This window comes from Neisseria sp. HMSC067H09 (assembly GCF_001814135.1).
In the GTDB taxonomy this organism is placed as follows: domain Bacteria; phylum Pseudomonadota; class Gammaproteobacteria; order Burkholderiales; family Neisseriaceae; genus Neisseria.
Window position 1 is genome coordinate 6315 of the sequence record NZ_KV814914.1, and the last position, 6872, is coordinate 13186.

At 53.6% G+C, this 6872-nt stretch carries 6 protein-coding genes and 1 pseudogene; 1 reads left to right on the top strand and 6 read right to left on the bottom strand.

What is annotated here, in order from left to right; genetic code table 11:
- The 6 genes and pseudogenes from HMPREF2954_RS06935 to ybaK all read right to left on the bottom strand — a co-directional run.
- Positions 1–1932 (bottom strand): ATP-binding cassette domain-containing protein (locus HMPREF2954_RS06935; protein WP_321178157.1); only part of this gene is annotated, 1932 nt, incomplete at its 3' end.
- A 295-nt stretch (positions 1933–2227) separates the two neighbouring features.
- On the bottom strand, positions 2228–3625 hold the full coding sequence (aspA, locus tag HMPREF2954_RS06940) for an aspartate ammonia-lyase (protein WP_045072928.1): 1398 nt from the start codon (positions 3623–3625) through the stop codon (positions 2228–2230).
- Between the two features lie 179 nt (positions 3626–3804).
- Positions 3805–4680, bottom strand: a complete 876-nt coding sequence (locus tag HMPREF2954_RS06945) for a DMT family transporter (RefSeq protein ID WP_045072930.1) — start codon at positions 4678–4680, stop codon at positions 3805–3807.
- A gap of 78 nt (positions 4681–4758) precedes the next feature.
- A pseudogene (locus HMPREF2954_RS13390) lies at positions 4759–4944 on the bottom strand (hypothetical protein); the annotation flags it as partial.
- A gap of 1 nt (position 4945) precedes the next feature.
- Entirely contained in the window at positions 4946–5557 is a 612-nt protein-coding gene (locus HMPREF2954_RS06950; RefSeq protein ID WP_045072932.1) for a DUF4870 family protein, read from the bottom strand.
- 174 nt (positions 5558–5731) lie between these two features.
- Positions 5732–6214 (bottom strand): Cys-tRNA(Pro) deacylase, encoded by a 483-nt coding sequence (gene ybaK / locus HMPREF2954_RS06955; protein WP_003765517.1) that lies wholly within the window; start codon positions 6212–6214, stop codon positions 5732–5734.
- Positions 6215–6451: 237 nt separating this feature from the next.
- Between ybaK and HMPREF2954_RS06960 the strand changes: the two genes are divergently transcribed.
- The gene (locus tag HMPREF2954_RS06960) at positions 6452–6802 is read left to right on the top strand and encodes a RidA family protein (protein WP_045072936.1); all 351 of its coding nucleotides are present in this window, start codon (positions 6452–6454) and stop codon (positions 6800–6802) included.
- Positions 6803–6872: the final 70 nt, after the last annotated feature.

A 6872-nucleotide genomic window follows, 5' to 3' on the forward strand; every position in this document is an offset into this window, starting at 1 on the left:
TTCACGCACGCCGTTTTGGGTTTCAGACGACCCTGTATCTTTTCCTTGAAGGTCGTCTGAAAGTTCAAAATACCTGTCATCCGATTCCCCTTCCGCGTACGTGGCTTGCGCCACACACCCTACGGTCGGAGTTTCCGCCGGTAGGGTGTGTGAACTTGGTTCACGCACGCCGTTTTGGGTTTCAGACGACCCTATATCTTTTCCTTGAAGGTCGTCTGAAAGTTCAGAATGCCTGTCATCCAATTCCCCTTCCGCGTGCGTGGCTTGCGCCACACACCCTACGGTCGGAGTTTCCGCCGGCAGGGTGTGTGAACTTGGTTCACGCACGCCGTCTGTATTTTGGCGAAACTCGCGTTGATCACTTTCAGAGTGCGCAGCCTCCTGACGGGACAACCCTTCCTCACCTTCCCCGCCTTCCGCTTCAATCAGATACTGCACAAACGCTTCTTCCAAATCCGGCGCATTCTGCCTTGCCGCCAGTTCGGCGGGCGTGCCCACCGCCAGCACGCGGCCTTTGTGCATAAAGGAAATGCGGTCGCAGCGGGCGGCTTCGTTCATAAAGTGGGTGGAAACGAAAATGGTGATTTTGTCTTCGCGGGAGAGTTTCAGAAGATGCCGCCAGAACATATCGCGCGCGGCGGGATCGACCCCCGAAGTCGGTTCGTCCAAAATCAATACTTCGGGGTGGTGCAGGCAGGCGGCGGCCAGTTGCAGGCGTTGGCGGATGCCCAGCGGCAGCGATGCGGGCGCGGTGTCGGCAACGTCCGCCAAATCAAACTGTTGCAGGGCTTCTTCCACCGCCGCCGCGCCTTCAGCACCCATCTGGTAGAGTCTGGCGTGCAAATCCAAATTGCGGCGCACGCTCAGTTCTTCATACAGCGAAAACGCCTGCGACATATAGCCGACAAGCATTTTCGTATCCAAGCCGCCCGCGTCTATCGGCTTGCCCAACAGCGTGGCGGCGCCTTCTGTCGCTTCCAACAGGCCGGTCAGCATTTTCATGGTGGTGGACTTGCCACAGCCGTTGCTGCCGAGAAAGCCGAAAATCTCGCCTTTTTGAATGGTGAAGCTGACATGGTCCACGGCGGTGAAATCGCCGAAACGCTTGGTCAGCCCGTGCGCTTCCATCGCGGGCGGCGCAGCGGGATCGGGGACGAACGGCGTAATGTCCAAACCACCCGAACCCTGCTGTTTCTCCGGCGGCAGCATTTTGACGTAAGCCTCTTCCAACACGTCGGTGCCGTAGTCCGCCAGCACGTCGGCAGTGGGCTTGTTTTCCAGCAGCCTGCCCGCGTCCATCGCCAGCAGCCGCTCGAAACGCTGCGCCTCTTCAATATAGGCGGTCGCCACAATCACAGTCATGCCCGCGTGTTCCCGCCGCAAATCGTCTACCAACGACCAAAACTGGCGGCGCGACAAAGGGTCCACACCCGTGGTCGGTTCATCCAGAATCAGCAAATCCGGGCTGTGCACCAGCGCGCAGCACAAACTCAGCTTCTGCTTCATCCCGCCCGATAGCTTGCCCGCCGCTCGGTCTGCAAACGGCGCGAGGCGGGTCGCCTCCATCAGCCGCGCAATCTGCCGCGTGCGTTCCTGCCCGTCTAAACCGAACAGCCGCGCGTGGAAATCGATATTCTCATACACCGACAAGGTAGGATACAGGTTGCGCCCCAAACCCTGCGGCATAAAGGCGATGCGGTGCGACAAGTCCCGCCGCACGTCCTTGTCCGTCATATCGCCGCCCAACACTTCCACCCGTCCGTCCTGAATCACCTTCACACCCGCCATCAGCGAGAGCAGCGTCGATTTGCCCACGCCGTCCGGCCCGATCAAACCGACCGTCGCGCCTTTCGGAATGTCCAGCGACACACCGTCAAGCGCAAGGGTCTTGCCGTAGCGGTGGGAAAGGTTTTGGATGGAAACGGTGTTCATGATGTGGCCTTTTTTGCAGAAAACGGGATTTCAGACGACCTGTTCGTCACGGCTGATTCCATCGGGCTTACGGCTTAAAAGCTCTGCCGACGCCTCACCCGCAGGTATGTATCCGCTTCATCAGTTACCTACCCGAGGTCGTCTGAAAAAGCGGATAACAGCCTAATCAAGGAAATTGAATATGTCTGAAAATTTCCCTTAATACCGTGAAACATAATGAAAGGATACATCGAACAAAGGTCGTCTGAAAACCTTGTCCATAGGCTTTCAGACGACCTTTTCTTTATGCCCTACCTTACAAATGCGGGTTCATCAGGTTTTCGGGCGACAGGATGCGGTCGAGTTCCGCTTCGCTCAAGAGGCCGCGTTCGAGTACGACTTCGCGCACGCCTTTGCCGGTTTGGGCGCAGATTTTGCCGACCAAATCGCCGTTTTCATGGCCGATATACGGGTTCAGGTAAGTGACCAGGCCGATGGAGTTGAACACATAGCGTTCGCAGATTTCGCGGTTGACGGTAATGCCTTTGACGCATTTTTCGGCAAGGTTTACCGCAGCGTTGCCCAAGAGAGAGATGGTTTCAAACATACATTGCGCGATGACCGGCTCCATCACGTTTAATTGCAACTGCCCCGCTTCGGCGGCGAAGGTGATGGTGGTGTCGTTGCCGATGACTTTGAAGCAGACTTGGTTGACCACTTCGGGAATCACGGGATTGACTTTGGCAGGCATAATCGACGAGCCTGCCTGCATTTCCGGCAGGTTAATCTCTTTCAAACCGGCGCGCGGGCCGGACGACAAGAGGCGCAGGTCGTTACAGATTTTCGATAATTTCACCGCCGTGCGCTTCAATGCGCCGTGTACCATCACATACGCGCCGCAGTCGGAAGTCGCTTCAATCAGGTTTTCGGTCAGTTTGCAATCCAAGCCACTGACTTCGGACAATTTTTTCACCGCCAAAGCCGCGTAGCCTTTGGGCGTGTTCACGCCCGTGCCGATGGCGGTTGCGCCCAAGTTGACTTCCAACAACAAGGCGCGCGTGCGGTCCAGATTCAAAATCTCTTCTTCCAGCAACACTTGGAAAGACTGAAACTCCTGCCCCGCCGTCATCGGCACGGCATCTTGAAGCTGAGTGCGCCCCATTTTCAAAACATCTTTAAATTCATCGGCTTTGGCGGCAAACGCGTCTTTCAGCAACGCCAGTTTTTCCAGCAGTTCGCCGACACTGTAATACACCGCCAGCCTGAAGCCGGTCGGATACGCATCGTTGGTGGACTGGCTGGCGTTCACATGGTCCATCGGGTTAACAATGTCGTAGCGGCCTTTCTCGTAGCCCAACACTTCCAAAGCAAGGTTGGCGATGACTTCGTTGGTGTTCATGTTGACCGAAGTCCCCGCACCGCCCTGATACACGTCGGACGGGAATTGGTCGAGGCAGCGGCCTTTGAGCAACACTTCGTCGCAAGCCTTTTCAATGGCGACAGCGATTTCGGGCTTCACCGCGCCCAGCTCGCCGTTTGCCTGCGCGGTCGCTTTTTTCACCATCACCATGCTGCGGACAAACTGCGGCACGTCGGAAATTTTTTGATTGGAAATTTTAAAGTTCTCCACCGCGCGCAAAGTATGGATGCCCCAATACGCCTCGGCGGGGATTTCACGGTCGCCCAGCAAATCGTGTTCGATACGGACAGTCATTTCTCTTACCTTCTCATTCGTTGGTTTATCAAGTAATGTGCATATGCAGGCGGAACATTAGACCGTTTTGCATGGGTTGTCTAGCTGCAAATGCGCCGTTGTTATCAAAGCAGGAAAAACACTCCCACCCGAAAGGTAAAAGGTCGTCTGAAACCTTTTTCAGACGACCTTTTACATGCTTACATACCGATAAGTCCCCGTATCTGCGGCCAGTAAAACAAACAGGCGATGGCGCAGACGGCGACGCTGATGCCTGCAGCGTTGATGCTGCTGATTTTCTCTTTAAACGCTATTGCGCCGACCAGCGTTCCCAAGACGATGACGCCGATGTTCATGCCTGCGAAGACCAGCGTCGGGTTGTCTTTCATCATTTGGTGGGCGGTGATGTAGGTAACGATGTTGGCAAAGTTCAAACCACCCAAAACGATGCCGCCTATAATGCCTTCTTTCGTCCATTTGGTCGATTGGGAGAAAAGGTAGCCGAACATCAAAATACCGGCGAGGCTGAAGGCGACCAAGAGGTTGCCGGAAAACGCCGTACCGCTTTTGGCAAGCTGTTTGAAGAGGATGTCGATGATGCCGTAGCCCGCCCAAACGCCCGCGAGCAGCGTGATTTGCGTACCCAATCCGCCCGATTTCTTGCCGCCGTCGGCTTTCCACAACAGGCAGAACAAAGCTACAAACGCCAAAACGATGCCTATCAGCCTGCCTTCGGTCAACGCTTCGCCAAAAATCACGAACGCGGAAATAATCGGCAATATCAAAGACAAACGCTGCGCCGCATCAGACTTGACGATACCCGCCGCATCGACTGCCTTGCCCATAATCACAAACACCGAAGGCAGCAGCACGCCCAGCGCGCCAAACAGCCACCAAGTCGGCAAAAAGGCTTTCGGGTTGCTCAAATCGGGTTTCAACACCCAAGCCGTCAGCGCCACTGCGACGATGTAGTTCACCGCCACCGCCTGCGCGACGTCGATTTTGTTCTTACGCGCCAATTTGAGCAATACCGACACAGACACGCTGCACAATATGCTTACCAATAAATAAATCATGTTTTTCCTTTGATTGAATGTGTCGGATGCGTGGACAAATTTTCAGACGACTTTCTTGGTGTCCTGTTTTGATATTTATAGTGAATTAACTTTAAACCAGTACGGCGTTGCCTCGCCTTGCCGTACTATCTGTACTGTCTGCGGTTTCGTCGTCTTGTCCTGATTTAAATTTAATCCACTATAATTTCCCGCAAACAACCCATACAAAAATTTCAGACGACCCCGGGATGCGAAGGTCGTCTGAAAACAAGGCGGGCGGTTGCGCTTAGAACCAAGTATCCAAAGACATACGCTTGTTGTCCGTCAGTCTGACGAAACCTGCCGCCAGACGGTAAGCAAACCAAACCGATACCAAAAACAGCAACACGGAGTCGATGCCGATAAACGCGGTGATTTTACTCAAAACAAACCCCGCCAGACCGCCCCAGAAGGTTTTAATCAGATAGTCTGCATGGTTATTATAAACCGAGTCTCCCATATCGCCACGTTTTACATACGCCAAAACGATGCCGGCAACAGGCATTACCAAGGTCGCAAATGCCAAGGCAAACAAAGCATACATCGCCATCACGTAAGTCCGGTCGCCGTCTTGGCGCGGCGCTTCCGCCGTATGCTCGCTACCGGTCTGCTGGCTGGCGGCCTGCCCGCCTTTACCGCTGAATTCACGGAGCGACTCGTCGTACCATGCCCGACGTTCGGGATTGACCAGCGTATCGTAAGCCTGACGGATTTCCTTAAAACGCTCTTCCGCTTCGGGATTGCCGGGATTACGATCGGGATGGTATTTCATTGCCGAATCGCGATAGGCTTTTCTGATTTCTGCAATGTCCGCATCCGCCGAAATGCCGAGAATTTCATAAAAATTACGGTTTTCCATATTAGGGTATGCCTCTTTGGTTTGTGTTTGCCAAAGCCCGATACCGTGAAATCACGCTAACAGGCTGTTTGACAGAATGAAAACAGATATAAAATCAGGCATTGTGTTCTTTTTATAAAACCTTCAAATTTGCCCGAATCTGCGTTTCCCGACTTAAAACCGTTTTGCATCCCTTTAGACGGCGACCTGTACATCCTGCGGATTCAAAGCCCGCAAAGCCTGCGGACTGACACCGATAATAAATCCGCGCTTGCCGCCGTTGATATAAACTTTCTCCAAATCCCAAATACTTTTTTCAACATACACAGGCAACCGGGTTTTCATACCGAAAGGCGTCGTCCCGCCCACCAGATAGCCCGTCCATTTGTTTGCCTGTTTCGGATCGGCAGGCTCGATGTGTTTCATGCCCAAATCGCGCGCCAGATTGCGGGTGGAAATCTGCTTATCGCCGTGCATCACGACAACCAGCCCTTTCTTCGCTTCGTTTTGCAACACGATGGTTTTGACCACCTGATGCTCGTCCACACCGAACAACTGTGCAAACTGCCCTGTCCCGCCGTGTTCCTCATAAACATAAATATAAGGCTCAAAATCAATTTGATGTGTACGCAAGAAACGGACGGCAGGAGTAACCGGATAATCGGTATTTTTGCTCATGATGCAGTTCCAATAATATTCAGACGACCTAAAACCAATATGACAATGACGCGTAAAAATAGTTTCCGCATCTTTTCAAAAACAACAAAACAGCCCGCCTGCTGTGGCAGACAATCAAGCTGAATGTTACCATAAGCCCCTGCCCAATATCCGCCATCCTGTTCCGACAAAATCGGAAAACCGAAATCCGACAACAGGACAGAATGCCCCGCATGCCACAACCTCAAGGAATATCAAATGAATATCCGATACCTCGGTACCACCGAACGCTACTCCGAAGCCGTCTGCGCTGGAGGATTCGTCTTCCTCTCAGGCATGGTTCCCGAAAATCCCGAAGCCGATGCCAAAGCCCAGACCGAAAACGTTTTGGCGCAAATCGACCGCTGGCTTGAAGAATGCGGCTCCGACAAAGCACACATCCTCGAAGCCACCATCTTCCTGACCGATATGAACGACTACGCCGCCATGAACGAAGCCTGGGATGCCTGGACAGCCCCCGGCCGCACCCCTGCCCGCGCCTGCATCGAAGCCAAACTCGCCAAACCGGAATGGGCGGTCGAAATCAAAGTATCCGCCGTGTGCAAGTGATTGGATTGGACAAGGGTCGTCTGAAAACTACAGTCGATTTTGAACTGCACCCCAAAAGTTGGACATCCCC